Source organism: Streptomyces sp. NBC_00390, assembly GCF_036057275.1.
GTDB lineage: Bacteria > Actinomycetota > Actinomycetes > Streptomycetales > Streptomycetaceae > Streptomyces.
On sequence record NZ_CP107945.1, the window covers coordinates 2,205,679 to 2,219,847 of the forward strand.

Below are 14,169 nucleotides of genomic sequence, written 5' to 3' on the forward strand. Positions count from 1 at the left end.
GCGTGGCCTTTCAAGGTCATGACCTGTCGTACGGCCCTGAGGGAACCGAGGGGTGCCCCTTCGGGCATCGCCTGGTGCTGCGCCCATCGAGGTCGAACGTCCGTACCGGGCGCGCAGCAGACCCATGCGGCCCTGCTGGACGGTCAACGGGCAGGGGTCCGAGGGGAACGCAGGCGGTCGGCGATCTCCTCCGCCAGCGTCTTCTCCATGCGCTCCTCCAGGGCCGACAGTTCGTTGATCTTGCCGCTCAGGCCGGGGAGGGACTTCACTTGGGGGTGGTTTTGGAGCACCGAACCCATCGAGCTCCATGGGCGGTCCTGGCGCTGGCTGTTGACGCTGCGTCGCAGCGGCTTGAGATTCTCCGCCCACGACGACACCGCGACCTTGCCGTGGTGGTCCAGTGACAGGAACCCGGGCAGGCGGGCGATTTTGCTCATGGGAAACACATGGTCGGCGGTGACACCCTCGGATTTGCCGGAGCTCGGGCTTGGTTCGATCACGCCCAGCACGTCCTGCCCCCTGGGCCCGCTCTTGGCAGCCGCCGTATTCGCCGCCTTGAACGTCTTGTCGCTGCGCAACTTCTTCACCAGCTTGCCGAGGGTCTCGATCCGCTCCTTCTCCTGCCGCTCGACGGCGTTTCCGTAGCGCGTGCTCTTCGCCTCGACATTGCGAACATGGCCGGCGAGCTCGTCGATGACCTCGGCCCGCTCGGCCACCAGCACGTCATACTGCCGCTTGAGCTCAGCCCGCTCGGGTCCGTCCGGCAGGCTCCGCATGCGCGGACCGAGCTCCTGCAGTCGCTGGTTGATCGATTGGATCTGCGGCATGGCGGCGTTCTTCTCCGCCACGGCGGCCTCGACCTCCGCCTTGAGCCGCGCCACCTCGTCCGCCAGCGCCTTGTCCTTCGCAGCCGCAATCCGGTCAGCCTCGGTGTCGGCTTGCTTCCTCGGGTTGATCTCGCCCTCGACCGCCCACTTGGGGCCCGCCTCCACCAAGTCAAGCCGGGCCAAGCCGTACCTGGTCCTGATGGCGGCCAGGACAGGTGTGAGCATCGCCTTGGTGACCGGTCGCCCCGCAAACCGATTGGCAGCCGCGACCGCCGCGGCGACGCCCTTGTCCAGCCGGGCCTGTTTGCCCTCGGGACTGTCGTCGCCGCCCTGGACCTTCGACTTGAGCTTGCTCAGGACCTTCTTGCCCGCGCTGACGATCTTGCCGATGACCCAGTCCACCGCCTTCATCACCGGCGCCTGGACCTTCTGCAGGATCTCCTTGATCTTCGCCGAGATACCGCCCAGCCCCAACAAGCTGGCCAGGAGGTCCAGGACCACCGGGACCGCCTTCGCCAGGCTCTGCTCGATCAGGGCCGGGACGCCTCCGCCACCGCCCCGTGCGATGCCTTCGATGGAGTCGAGGACGGAGTCGACGAAGCTCTTGATCTGCGCCGCGCGGTTCACGAAGAACATCACCAGGTCGTAGATCGCCTTGCAGGCGCGCACGAACGCCGACGCCGGGTTCAGCATGGAGACGATCCAGGTGATGCCCGCCGTGACGATCTTCTCGGTCACGAAGTCCTTGATCGCGCCGATGACCGTGTCCTTGAGGTCGGACAGCTTCTCGACGATCCACTTCCAGAGCCCGCCGACGCCCTCCGTCACCAGGACCTTGACCATCTCGAAGCCGGTCTCCAGCGCCCCCATCGCACGTTCGCCGATCCGGGCCACGATGCGGGCGCGGATGTTGGCCCAGGTCAGGCCCAGGATGGAGAGGATCAGCTTGAGGATGCCCTTGGCGTCGAAGGTTTCCGGGATCTCGATGCCGCCCGCCGAGAGCTGGCCGAACAGCCACTGCTTGAGGCCGTTCTTGAGGTGTTCACCGATCCGCGCGGCGAAGCCCGTCACCCCTGCCTTGACCGCGTTGACGAGACTGCCGAGGAAACCGATCGGATTGGTGATGATCTTGTCGATGGCGCCGGCGGCCCGGGCCAGGACGCCGAGGAGCATGTCCTTGAGCTTCAGGACGGTCGCGGCGGTCTCCACGATCGCGGCCTTCGCCCTGCTCAGCAGGCCCTTGTTCTCCTCCTGGAGCTTCTTGATCTCCTCGTCGAGTTCGCCCCGCGCAGCGACGTACTTGTCCGCCAGGTCCTGTACCAGGCTCTGGGACTTCTCCGAGACCGACGACTCGAGCTGCTCGAACTCCCCGCCGATGTCGTTCGCCGCCTGCTGCGCGAACTGCCGCAGATTCTTGGGCTGTTCGGCGACCTTGGCGGCGATGTTCTGCTTGCCGCGCGCGATCGCGTTGGACGCGTCGGCCAGGCGCTTGCCGATCAGGTCCGCGATGTTCGAGATGACCGCCCGCATCTCGCGCTCGTAGACCAGTCGCGCCTCGGCGAAGATCTGGTTGGCGCGCGGCGGCGGGTCCAGCACCGCGTCGGCGAGCCAGCGGGCCGCGCCCGTGATGCCGGAGTAGCGCTCGTCCTTCCAGGCCTTCATCTTGGTCTGGTGGTCGGCGTCGAAGGCCGCCTTCGCCGCCTTCTGACCGTTGTCGAACGCCGTCTCGACCTCGGTGTCAAGGGCGCCGAGGATGCCTTCGACCTCCTTCTTCGTCGTGTCGAAGACCCCCTTGATCTCCGCCGCGACGCGCGCCCGCTCCTGCTCCTCCTTGGACTGCGCGGCGCCCTGGCCCGCCGCGACCTGCTGTGCGGCGCCCGCTTTCGCCACCCTCATCGCCTGGATGCCGGCCGGGCCTACGGCGGCCGCGCCGCCTTGCTCGGCTGCCACCCGCACCGCCTCCGCCGCCCGGAACTGGTCGGGTGCCGTCGCCGCGTGCGCGTCGGTCGCCTTCTTCGCGTCCAGCGCCTCCTTGAACTGCGGCTCGTTGGAGTGCGCCAGTTGCTCCGGGGTGACCTTGGCCTCCGCCATCATGGCGTCGGTCTCCTTGGGCCCCGTACTCAGGTCGGTCTGCTCGGGCGGGGCCTTCGCCACCGCGGCCGCCTTGGGGTCCGGGGGCGCGAGCGTGGGCGGTGCGGGTTGTCCCGACAGGGGGGTGACGGGCTTCTCGACGGCCTTCGACTCGTCGGGGGCCTTGGCCGTCTTCTCGGTGATGTCCTTGGCCGAGCCCTCCTTGCCCGCCTTCACCTGGCCGGAGACCTGGGACTTGATCTCGTCCGTCTTGCCCGACTGGGTGAACTTGTCGGCCTCGTCCAGGGACTTGGGCGCCTTTGCCGCGATCGCGGCGGACACGGCCGCGACGAAGGCCTCCTTGTCGAAGGTTCCCGGCTTCGCCGCGCCCATTTCGCCGGCCTGCGCGGCCTTGGCCTGCGCCTCCTTGTCGTCGCCGGGCGGCTTCGCCGCGTCCTGGGCGGCCTTCACCTGGGACGACGTACTCGGATGGGCCGCCAGGGCGTTCTTCTTGGCCCGGATGCCCCCGGCGACCTTCTGGAAGCGCGGGTCCGTCTCCGGTGTCAGGCCGGTGGGTGCCACGGGCAGCGCGGAGCCGGAGTCCAGCCGCTGTACGGGTGCCGGCTGCGGCTTCGCCACGAGTCGGGCCACTGCGGCGTTCCCGGCACGGGCCTGCAGCCGCTGCACCGCTCGTGGGTCCAGTGCCCGGGGCCGGGTGGCCGCGCCCGGCCCGCCGTCCGGAGCCCGGCGCAGCGGCGCCTTGGTCTCCCGTGCGGGCTCGTCCCCGGCGGCCCGGTCCGCTGTGGCCTTCACCCCTACTCCGCCGGGGCCTCGTCCTCTTCGGCCTCCTCGGCCGCCGCGCGCTGCACGAACATGCCCTGGACGGCAGCCTCCTGGCCCTCTTCGGCTTCCCGCTGCACAGGGGCGGCGGGGGCCACGGGAGCCGGGGCGGCCATCACCCGTTCGGCATTGGCCACGGCCTCGCGCTCGAACCGGTCGGACGGATCGCTGACCTTGATACCCCCGGCGGTCTCCGTGCCGTCCACCGGGCCCGACCGCTGCTGCACGACATGCGTCAGCTCGTGCGCCAGAGTCGTACGGCCCTGGTGGGAGCCGGGATCGTACGCGTCCCGCTGAAAGACGACGTGCGAACCCGCCGTGTACGCATGGGCGTTGACCGATTTCGCCGATTCATGCGCGGCGGAGTCCGTGTGAACCCGTACGTCGCCGAAGTCGTGCCCGAGCCGGGCCTCCATGTCGGCGCGGACCTCGGCATCGAGCGGCCGGCCGCCCCCGGAGTTCACGACGTCGTGGACGGAAGAGCGCTGCACCGCCGCCCCGACACCGCTGTTGCCGAGGGCCCGTTGCAGCCGCAGCATCCCGCCGGGGCCGAGCACATCGGCCCGCCCGCCGGCCGCCGCCTTGAGCAGCAGGGCATCGGGGGCGCCCGCGTTCTCCTGCTCGGCCTTGGGCCGCGGACCGGCCACGCACTCCGCGTCGTGCTCGTGGCCGTGTTCGTGTCCCTGCATCTCTCCCCCTGACCCGGGTGCCGCTGTGAGGGCTCGGCTCGCCTTGCTCACCTGCCACCATCCGCCGTGCGGCGCCGCTCGGGTAGAGACCTCCGGTGTCCCGTGGGGGCAGGGCCAACTGCCCCTTCGGGCAGGCGACACCGGTCGACGGCTACCGCACGAGGCCCACATACGGCCCGAACTCGCTCTCCAGGCACAGCCGGCCCAGCTTCCGGTACTCCCTCGCCACCGCTGCCACCAGATCCGCCATCGAGACCGGACGCTCAGCCTCCGCCGCCAGGTAGGCCGCCGTGACCGCCGCCGAGCGGATGTCGCCACCCGCCAGCTCGAACGCCCTCCCGCAGAAGACCAGGTCGATGTCGTCCGCTCGCGGGAGCGCCCTGCCCAGGCAGCGGTCCCACAGCGCCTCTCGCTGCTCCGCGACCGGCAGCGGGAAGTCCACCACCAGGTCCAGGCGGCGCGTGAACGCCTCGTCCAGGTTCGCCCGCAGGTTCGTCGCCAGCACCGCCAGCCCGTCGAAGGTCTCCATCCGCTGCAGCAGATACGCGCTCTCCACATTGGCGTAGCGGTCGTGCGCGTCCTTCACCTCCGAGCGCTTGCCGAAGACCGCGTCCGCCTCGTCGAAGAGGAGCACCCCGTTGACGCCGGCCGCCTCCGTGAAGATCCGTTCCAGGTTCTTCTCCGTCTCCCCCACGTACTTGTCCACGACCGTCGCCAGATCGACCGTGTACAGGTCCAGTCCCAGCGCCCCGGCGATGACCTCCGCCGACATCGTCTTGCCGGTGCCCGAGTCCCCGGCGAAGAGCGCCATCACCCCGCGCCCGCGCCCGCCGCCCGGCCGCATCGCCCAGTCCCCCAGCACCCGGTCACGGTGCCTGGCCCGCGCCGCCAGCTCCCGCAGCTGACGCAGTACGCCCGGCGGGAGTACGAGGTCGTCCCAGCCCACCGCCGGCTGGATCCGGCGGGCCAGCCGCTCCAGGCCGGAGGTGTTCTCCGCCCGTGCCCCGTGGAGCAGTTCCGCCTCGCCCGCCGGGCCTCCCGCCAGGACCGCCTGCTGTCGTGCCGTCGACGCCGCGCGCCGCATCTGCTCGGGGGTGAGGACGAAGGCCGCCACGGCGTCCCCCGCACTCCCCTCCCCCAGCACCTTCCGCCACAGTGCCGTCCGCGCCGCGGCACCCAGCCGTTCGATCTCCACCAGCAGGGGCGTACGGTCCGCCCACTGCGGGTCCCAGCCCGCCTGACCGGCCAGCATCACCGGTACGGGCAGCCCGGCCAGGGCCCGCAGCAGCTCCAGCCGCTCCGTCAACGCCTCCACCGGGGCCGCGATCAGGCCCGCCCCTGCCAGCACGGCCTCCCGGCCGGCCGCCCTGACCAGCGCCTCGGGGCCGGTCTGCCGGGCCAGCCTCGCCAGGTCGAGGACGAACGCCGTGCGCCCCGCCCCGGCCAAGGCGTCGACGGCCAGCTCCTGCGCGGTGCCGCCCGCAGCCTCCCGTAGATACACCGGGGAGATCCCGTCCCGTACGGCCCCGGCGAGCCGCCCCGGCAGATCGCCCAGGACCCCCTCGGGCAGGGCCTCGGCCCGCGCCGGGCGCATCACGTCCACCAGTGCCGGGTCCATGGCGTCATCACCCAGCAGGTGGCTGGTGACCCGGTCCGGGACCCGCAACAACCTTCCCAGGAAGGGGCGTTCCGGCTCTTCCACGAGCAGCAGGCCGCCCTCCACCAGCGGCCCGTCGGCCGCCAGCCGGGCCCGCGCCCCGGCCGAGACCGCGGCCACCCCGCACAGGCCCAGGGCCAGCCCGATCGTCGGGCGCCGGCGCGTCACGTCGTCGTTGAGGTAGCCGTACAACTGCTCGAACCGGCGGTCGAGGTCCGGTGCCAGCGCGATCAGCAGCAGCTCCACGTCCAGCGGCGTCAGGCCGAAGTTCCGTTGGAGCGTGGACAGCCTGGAGGACTCGGCAGCCCGCTCCGGGGCCTCCCGGTCGGGCACGTCCACCGGGTCGTCCGGCCATGGCACGGCCGCCGGTTCGTCCAGGATCCGAAGGACCGCGTCCTCCGACAGGTACAGGCCCCGGAAGGGGTCGTCCGCCTCCGGGTCCACGGCTCTTCGTGCCTGCACGGCCCGGCGTACGCGCGCCTCGACGATCCCGAGCCGTCCCAGCAGATGTTCCATCAGGCTCCCGTCCGGTCGCCCGGGCGGCGCGTGCGTCGCGGGCCACGCGGCGCCGGGACCGGCACGGACGCCGGGGGCGTGGTCGGCGCATGGACGTCCGACAGGTCGACCGCCAGTCCCTCCTCCACCGGTGGCCCCGCCGGGTAGACCGGTGCCGTGGTGACCGGCGCGCTCACCACCACGTCGAGTGAAGGCTTCAGCTCCCCTCCCAGCGCCGACCACACGTCTGCGAAGGCCCGGTCCTCCGGCGGTGGCAGCGCGATCGACACCGGCACCGGCAGCCCCGTCGCCGTCAGCTCGGGCCCGAGCCGTCCGCCCGGCAGTGCGTCGTGCCGCAGAAAGCACGCCAACAGGGAGGACAGCAGCCGGTGTTCGTCCTCCGGCCGCTGCGTCCACGCGCTGATCAGGTACGAGAGTTTGAAGTAGCGCGGCGGCAGGGTCCGGGCCGTGACCCGGCCCTGCTCGTCGTAGATGTTCTGCCGTCCGCGAGAGCGTCGCCGCAGGTCCTCGCGGATGTCGTACAGGTACAGGTTCACGGTGGGGGTGTTGCGCCGGGCCGCCCACTCCCTGGTCGGCGCGTCGAAGACGACCTCGACGTCCGCGCCCTCCCCCAACGCCTCGCCCCGCACCAGGTCCCGCAGTGCCTCGTCCACTTCATGGATCATGTCCGGTCACCTGCGCCACTGGAAGTCGGACGGCTGCAGCACTCCAGGCACCACCAGGTACTCGGCCTTCACTTCGCGGAACAGCGGCGCGGGCACTGCATCGTGCGTCGCCCGCAGGTCCCGCGGCCCCAGCGCGTCCTGTACGAGGACGAGCACCGGGGCCGAGAAGGTCCCGTCCGCCCGGACCACCACCGGCGCGGACGCCGGCGTCACGCCCTCGCTCCAGCGCAGTCGGACCGTGGCCCCGGGCGGGAAGGAACTGCCGCCGGCCTGGGTGACCGCACCGGGCGGTCCCAGCTCGGGATTGAGCTGCAGCACGGGCCGGCGCACGGTCAGCGGCGCGCTCGCCGTGTTGTTGGCGGGATTGCTGTCCGAGCCCGTTGTCGTGACCGTCGCCGTGATCGTCCCGGTCAGCGCCCGGCCCGCCGCCAGCTGCAGTCGTACGGTGGTGGCGGCAGCGGGCGCCAGACTCCCGAGCCCGCAGCCGTCCACGGTCAGGCACGGCGGCCGGGACACCGACACGACCCGGAGCCCGGGCGGGACGACGACCTTCAGTGTCAGCCCGGTCGCGGTGACCGGACCGCCGTTGCGGACGGTCACCTCGGCGGTGATCCGGCCGCCCGAGTACGCCGTGCGCGGCCCGGCGGTCACCGACACGGACGGATCCGCGGAGCGCCGAGGGGGCGTCGGCCGCTCGTCCACGGTCAGCGGCGCCGAGGCGGAGTTGTTCCCCGGGTCGGTGTCGGGGCCGGGAGTGGTGATTGTGCCGGCGACGGACCCACGCAGGGCGTTGCTCGCGGTCACCACCCGGGTCACGGTCACCGTGGCTCCTGGCGCCAGGTCCCCGAGGGCGCAGCCGGTGGCGGGGCAGGCGGGTGTGGCGGTGACGACGGTCAGTCCGCTCGGCAGTACGGGCGTCAGCAGCACCGACTTCGCGGGGGCGTCGCCGAGGTTCCGTACGGTGTAGACGACGGTCGCGCGGTCACCGGTCAGTATCCGGGAGGGCGTCGCGGTCACGGTGACCGCCGGGTCGGGCATCCGGGGGTCGACGACGGTCAGGTCGACCGACGCGCGGTCGTTGTCGGGGTTGATGTCCCGCGTGGTCGCGGTCGCCCTGCCCTCGATCGTCCCGGAGAAGGCGTTCCCGGCCGTGTAGACGAGGGTGACCTTCTTCTCCGCCCCGGGAGCGATACTGCCCAGGTCGCAGCCCGTGGCCGGGCATTCCGTGCCGGACACGAGCGTGAGGCCGGGCGGAACGGTCAGCGTGAGCCGGGCGTTCACGGCGGTCGCGGTGCCGGTGTTGCGGACCGTGAACTCGACGGTCGACCGCTCGCGGATCTTGATGACCGGCGGAGTGGCCGTGGCGGTGACCCCGAGGTCCGGGACCACGACCTGGACCACCAGCTCGTCGGTGTTGTCCTGCGGCTGATGGTCGGTCAGCCCGCCTTCCGCGGTCGCCGCGATCGTCTGTGCACCCGGCGCCACGCCCTTCACACGCAGCTCGATCCGCACTTTGGTACCGGACTTCAGCACGTCGGCGTCGCACACCAGTTGCCGGGCGTCGGCCGGATCGGCCGCGCAAGCCCCCTCGGGGCCGGACGGCGCGACGAAGTCCAGTCCGGTCGGGACCTTGACGCGGACCCTGGTCCGGGGCGAGTCGGCGACGCCGTGGTTCTCCACGACGAGGACGACCGTGCCGGTGTCGTCCAGCATCAGCGGCGAGTCGTTCGTGGTGAGGTGGACCCGCAGGTCGGAGCTCGGCTTCCAGGTGGGCTGCTGCTGCCCGTTGTAGAGCTTGCCGGGCAGGGTATCTCCCCGGCCGTTGGCCGGGTCGACCACGCGGATCCGGCGGTCGGTCACCGAGTCCCAGCCGGACACCACCACATCGACGGCCAGCCGGTGGCCGTCGGGCGACCAGGCGGGGTTGTCCGGCATGTCGTAGCCAGGCCCGTCGCCGTCGGGCGCGGGCACGGCGAGCGGGCATGCGTCGCCGAAGGGCACGAGCGCCCGGCAGCGGGTGCCGTCGTCGCCCACCTCCAGCACCATCCGCGGCCCTTCGTAGCCCGAGACGGGTGCGGCACGCAGGGTTGGCTCGCTGGGCACGCTGGTCTGGCGGACGAAGGCGATGCTGCCGGTGCCGGGCCGGTAGGCGGGGCGTACGTCGACCACACGGCAGTCGGGGCTGCCGCACTGCGCGGCCGACACGTCGAACTGCACGCCGCCGCCAGGCTTTGCCTCCGCGGTCCAGATGTGGCGGTCGCGGGTGTCGACCTGGAGCCGGACCCGACCGTCGGAGGTGCCGGCGCCGTCGTCCGGAGACGGGCCGTCGTCAACAGCGCCGCCGTCCGACGTACCGCCGCCGCTGTCGTCGTCGATGGCAATCCTGGCACCATCCGGGGCCGGCCCCTTCAGCGGTTCCCCCGGAACCGCGTCGATCCTCGGCCGGCAGTAACTCCACCGCGAGAAGGCGAGCTTGCCGCCGTCCGGTGACCAGGTCGGGTCACGGTCGTCCGAGTAGCACACATAGCCGGGCCTCGTCCGCTCCGGCACCACGTGGAGAAGCCGTGCGTCCTGGGGTCCCCCGGAGACGTCCACGACCACGATCTCCGCGGCAGGATCCGGGACGTCCGGATCGGGAGGCGCCGACCGGGCGAAGGCCAGCTTGGTGCCGTCCGGGGACCAGGCCGGCCGCGACTGGTGTTCCCCCTCGCCCATCCCTTCGTACCGGAGCGGCACCGCCCGGGCCAGCCCGAGCTCGTCCCCGACCAGGATCCGCTCGGTGACCGGTGCCTCCGGCCGCCCGCTGGTCCGTACGAAGGCCATCCTGCGCCCGTCCGGCGCGTACGCGGGGTCGGACAGGGCGCTCTCCTCGCCCTGTGCGGCCCGCAGTTCGAGCCGGTCCAGTGGCACGGCGGCCCGTTGGCTCTCGATGTTGAAGTCCTCGGGGTCCTTCCCGGACACCATGACCACGGGCTCGCCCCCGGCCGGGGTGTGCCAGCCGACGTTCTCGGTCTCGTACAGCACCACGTCGTCGGGGTCGAACAGCGGTGTGCCCCGGCAGGTGCCGCAGGCCTCTGCCCTGGCGTCGACGAGGTACGGCTCACCGGACAGGAACACCAGCTGCGTGCCGTCGGGGTTCCACGCGGCGCCGTGGCGTGCGTACTGGTAGAGCTCCCCGACGGCCAGGATGTCGGCCGGTGTCCCGCCGCGGCCGGCCGCGGGGACCGTGGCGAGCGCCTGCTGACCCTGGCCGGTGCGGGTGATGTACGCGATCCGGTCCCTGCCGCCCGCGACCGCGGGCTCCCAGACCGGCTTGGCCGCGGGAGTCTGCCCGTACGAGACCGGGACCTCCGCGCCGCCCGCGGCCACGGTCGTACGGTAGGCCCGCTCCTCCCGCGTGAAGACGAACTCGGTGCCGTCCGGGGACCAGTCGGCCCAGTCCGCGTTCCTGACGGCCTCGCGCAGTCCCGTGCCGTCCGTACGGACGACCCACACGGAGGGCTGCGCACCGCCGAACCGGCCGCGGGAGTCGTCGCAGCGGTCGGCCGACGTGCGGCTGCCCTCGCCGTCGTCGTTCTCCCACGACACGAAGGCGATCCAACGCAGGTCCGGGGACAGCACGGGATCGGCCAGCCGCCCGCCGTCCAGTTGCACGACCGGGGTCACCGGCCCGTCGCCGGTGCGCCGGAACAACCCCTCCCCGGTGCCGCTGCGGTCGCTGACCCAGACCATGTCGTCGCCGCGTGCCGATGCCTGGCAGTCGTTGCCCGCCGTGCCGGGCGGCAGCAGTGACGTCAGGGCGCCGCGCGGGCCGATCGTGGCCACGCTGTGATGGGGGCCGTCTCCGACGTACGCGATCCGGCCCGGGTCGGGCGGGAGTTCGTCGACGGCCCGCGCAGGCAGGCGTTCGGCAGCCGTGACCGCGGGGCCCACGGCAGGTGTCGCACTCACGAGCACCATGGCGAGCAGCAGACCCAGGGCCCGCCTTCCGGTTCTTGCCGGGCTCGCGTGCCCTGGCACGCGCATCTGCCGCGTTGTCGTCGGTCGCTGATCCGGCCTGATCCGGAAGACAGGCCCTGGCCCACGCCGCCCCCGAACGGAGCGGAAGACACCTTCAAGCACGCGTATCCGCCGGACGTTTCCCCCGCGCCTCCCGGGCGCACCCCCGGGACGGTGCCGACAGCATCCTGACAGCCCTCCTCAGAACAACCCTGTCCCGAAGCGCACCCCGCAGGCAGCCCGGGAAGGGGCACCGGTCGGGGTAGACCCGACTGCCCTAAGAGGCAGCGCGTCCGGGCTCAGCGCGCGAACGAGCCGGTGTCCGGCGGCTCGCGGCAACTGCGGCGGGGGCTGCGCACCGGATCCCGTTCCGAGGCTCTGCCGGGCTCACCACGCACGGACCACCGGACCCCGTCGGCGAGGAGCACCGGGGCTCACTGTCCGGCGGAGGCTGCCCGCCTCGCGCCTCGCCGCGGTGGCCCCGGGCCCGCCGGCGCCCGGCCCGGCCCCCGGCGGGCCCGGGCTCACCTTCGTGCGGGCCCGTCAGGGCCGGATCAGATGAAGCCCTGCCGCATCGCGTACGCCACGGCGTGCGAACGGTTGCGCAGCTGCAGCCGCGTCGTCACGTCATGGAGGATGTTCTTGACCGTACGCTCCGAGAAGGCGAGTGTCCGCGCGATCTCCGCGGTGTCGCTGCCCTCCGCGATCAGCCGCAGCACGTCGACCTCCCGAGGTGCCAGCCCGGTGAACGCGAGGCCGCGCGGATCCAGCACCTGCCGCTGCAGCCGCCCCACCTGGTCCAGCAGGCGTCCCAGCAGGTCCGCAGGCACGCTGCCCTCGCCGCTCGCCGCGGCCGTGATGACCTGTACCAACCGGTCCATGGACGCCTCGGCGCGCCGGACGACACCCAGCACTCCGCATTCGGCGGCGGCAACCAGCCCTGCGTCGTCGATCTCGGTGGCCACGAGCACGGTGCCGCATCCATCGCCTCGCTGGAAACGGCGCAACGTCTGCATCTCCGTTTCCCCGATCCGGTCCACGGACACCACGGCCACGGCCGGCCCGTCGTACTCCTCCTCACCCAGCAACTCGAGTTGGGGACAGTTCCTCAACTGCCCCGCCAGCCCGGCGCGCGAAATCGGGTCCTGGGCCATCAGTAGCACCCGGATACGCTCCGCGCCGCTCTCTCCTTGGTATCGCATGTTCGGCATCCCCCTGTTCGGCGCGTCCGCCCCCACGCCATGCGAGAGCGGCGCCTGTCGTACCAGGCACTTCCTCACCGGTCGTCCAGTGAACACCCGGGCAATCAGCAGCCGCTCCACGCCGGCTCAACGGGCAACGCAACGTGCCCCCGGGTGTGTCCGTAGGGGAGCGGAGCCCTCCGGCCCGGGTCCCTACCGTCCCCTCATGACCACTTCCGCTCTTCTGGATGCCTCCCCCGCCTCGGTGCTGCCCGGCGAGGAAGCCCGGATCCCGCTCGAAATCCGCAACGGCGGAAACGTCGTCGAGGCCTACAGTTTCGAGGTCCTGGGTCCGGCTGCCGGCTGGAGTGTGGTCGAACCTGCGACGCTGTCCCTGAACCCCGGCACGGGCGGGCAGGTGGAGCTGGTGGTCCGACCGCCCCGGGACACCGCTGTCCCGCCGGGTGAACTCACCTATGGCGTAAGGGTGCTGCCACAGGAACAACCGCAGTACGCCACGGTGCCCGAGGGCGTCCTGCACATCCGGCCGTACGCCGACTTCACTGCGGAACTGACCCCGCGGCTGGGCCAGGGCCGCACCGGTGCCCGATTCCAGGTGGCATTGGACAACCGTGGCAACTATCCCCTGTCCGTTGCCCTTTCGGGCACGGATCAAGGTGATCTGCTGAGGTTCGGGCTGCTTTCCGGGCCCACAGTGGTGGAGCCGGGTCGGGCGGCATTCGTGAAGCTGTCCGTCAAGCCGAAGAGGTGGGTGTGGCGCGGGGTGCCCGTGCCACACGTCTTCCAGGTGATCGCGGCCCCGTCCCCCGGCCCGGAGGGGGCGCCGGAGGTGGCCCCGGAGCCGCTGGACGGCAGTCTGCTGCAGCGTCCGATCGTCTCGGCGGGCCTGCTGAAGCTGCTGATCGCGCTGCTGGTGCTCCTCGGCGTGCTGGCGGGTCTGTGGTTCGGGTTGCTGCGGCCGGTCGTCCGCAGCGCCGCCAAGGAGGCGGTGAAGGCCCCGGTCGAAGCGGCGGAGTCCAAGGCGGCCGAGGCGAAGGAGGCGGCGGACGAGGCCAAGGAGGCCGCGTCGGCGGGTGCAGGCGGAGGCAAGCCGGGCCCGGGCGGCAGCGCGGCGCCGTCCCCGTCGGCCTCGGCGACTCCGGGCACAGGCCCGGCCCCGCTCCCGCAGGCCGCCCTGTTCTCGTACCGCCTGACTCCCTCAGCCGCAGCCCGCGACACAGGCTCGGCGACGTACACGGTCCCGGACGGCAAAGTGCTGCGCCTGACGGATCTGGTCCTGGAGAACCCTCAGGGCGACACGGGCACCATCACGCTGTCGGTGGGCGACAAGACCCTCCTCGCCCCCGCGCTGGAGAACTTCCGTGAGCAGGACTTCCACTGGGCATCGGCGATCCTGGCGGGCCCGAAGCAGAAGATCACGGTGACCCTCACCTGCCGCACAGTGGGCCGCCCGCCCTCCGGCCCGGCCCCCGACCGCTGCAACTCGGCGGTCCTCTTCAGCGGCACGCTGGAGTAGTACGGCCGGAATCGCTACGCGACGGAGCCGACCCGCAACCACGGTTCGCGACGTCAGGCGTCAGAGCGACGATGCCGACGCACTCCACGTGACGTTGACCCGGAAGCAGGTCGGGCAGGGCGTGGAGAATCTGAAAATCTCAGGTCAGATGCCCTTTGCGGCAGGTTCAAGAATGGCCACACATTCGA

7 protein-coding genes are annotated in these 14,169 nt (G+C 72.0%); 1 reads left to right on the plus strand and 6 read right to left on the minus strand.

All coding sequences use genetic code 11. From position 1 onward, the window contains the following. Nucleotides 1-143: 143 nt before the first annotated feature. From OHS70_RS09015 to OHS70_RS09040, 6 genes are all read right to left on the minus strand, one after another. On the minus strand, nt 144-3,710 hold the full coding sequence (locus OHS70_RS09015; protein ID WP_328395501.1) for a hypothetical protein: 3,567 nt from the start codon (nt 3,708-3,710) through the stop codon (nt 144-146). Between the two features lie 2 nt (nt 3,711-3,712). After that, nucleotides 3,713-4,426, minus strand: a complete 714-nt coding sequence (locus tag OHS70_RS09020) for an eCIS core domain-containing protein (RefSeq protein ID WP_328395503.1) — start codon at nt 4,424-4,426, stop codon at nt 3,713-3,715. A 151-nt stretch (nt 4,427-4,577) separates the two neighbouring features. After that, nucleotides 4,578-6,599, minus strand: coding sequence for an ATP-binding protein (locus OHS70_RS09025; RefSeq protein ID WP_328395505.1), 2,022 nt, complete (start codon nt 6,597-6,599; stop codon nt 4,578-4,580). Beyond that, the gene (locus OHS70_RS09030) at nt 6,599-7,264 is read right to left on the minus strand and encodes a DUF4255 domain-containing protein (RefSeq protein WP_328395507.1); all 666 of its coding nucleotides are present in this window, start codon (nt 7,262-7,264) and stop codon (nt 6,599-6,601) included. Before OHS70_RS09030 ends, OHS70_RS09025 begins: the two co-directional genes overlap by 1 nt. A gap of 6 nt (nt 7,265-7,270) precedes the next feature. Continuing rightward, nucleotides 7,271-11,215, minus strand: a complete 3,945-nt coding sequence (locus OHS70_RS09035; protein WP_328395509.1) for a CARDB domain-containing protein — start codon at nt 11,213-11,215, stop codon at nt 7,271-7,273. A gap of 602 nt (nt 11,216-11,817) precedes the next feature. Beyond that, nucleotides 11,818-12,465: a response regulator transcription factor gene (locus OHS70_RS09040; RefSeq protein WP_328395511.1), complete on the minus strand. Its 648-nt coding sequence runs from the start codon at nt 12,463-12,465 to the stop codon at nt 11,818-11,820. Between the two features lie 205 nt (nt 12,466-12,670). On the opposite strand from OHS70_RS09040, the gene OHS70_RS09045 reads away from it, so the two are divergent. Continuing rightward, a complete protein-coding gene (locus OHS70_RS09045) occupies nt 12,671-13,981 on the plus strand; it encodes a COG1470 family protein (RefSeq protein ID WP_328395513.1) in 1,311 nt (436 codons plus the stop codon). Nucleotides 13,982-14,169: the final 188 nt, after the last annotated feature.